This window comes from Paraflavitalea pollutisoli (genome assembly GCF_029360705.1).
Taxonomy (GTDB): Bacteria; Bacteroidota; Bacteroidia; order Chitinophagales; family Chitinophagaceae; genus Paraflavitalea; species Paraflavitalea pollutisoli.
Map to the genome: position 1 here is coordinate 1 of NZ_JARKMX010000015.1, position 625 is coordinate 625.

2 tRNA genes are annotated in these 625 nt (G+C 40.6%); both read right to left on the reverse strand.

Features of this window, described 5'->3' with window-relative positions:
- Window positions 1-255 precede the first annotated feature (255 nt).
- Window positions 256-329 (reverse strand) — tRNA-Ala (locus P2W70_RS34355).
- Between the two features lie 72 nt (window positions 330-401).
- Window positions 402-479 (reverse strand) — tRNA-Ile (locus P2W70_RS34360).
- Between the last annotated feature and the right edge of the window lie 146 nt (window positions 480-625).

A 625-nucleotide genomic window follows, 5' to 3' on the forward strand; every position in this document is an offset into this window, starting at 1 on the left:
GGCATCCACCATACGCCCTTAAGTGCTTTAAAAGAGTTATTACTATCACTCGTTCATTTACAACTTATAATTACAAATTACTATCCCAATATGTCAAAGAGCTTATTCAAGTTGAAGATTTGATAACGTGACCATTTGAAAATCAAATAACACATTAACTAACTTCGGTTAGAACGATGCTGATGTTCAGGTTGTGAACCTGCAGATCGTAACACTTTTGTTACATCACATCAATAAAGAAAGAACTGTTTGGAGTGGAGGATATCGGAGTCGAACCGATGACCCTCTGCGTGCAAGGCAGATGCTCTAGCCAACTGAGCTAACCCCCCATTGTTTAGCTTAGAGCTTTCTGCGTATAGTGTGAAACATGGTTTCGCTATCGCTTTTGGCTTGCAGCTGTTTGGTAGACCCGAGCAGATTTGAACTGCTGACCCCTACATTATCAGTGTAGTGCTCTAACCAGGCTGAGCTACGGATCTTAGTAGCACCTCTATTCGGGTTACTAATGAAAAGAACTTAAAGTTTGGAAAATTGAAAGTGAAGAAAAGCAATAACTAAAAGATTAAGAGCAGTCTCTAAAAAGGAGGTATTCCAGCCGCACCTTCCGATACGGCTACCTTGTTAC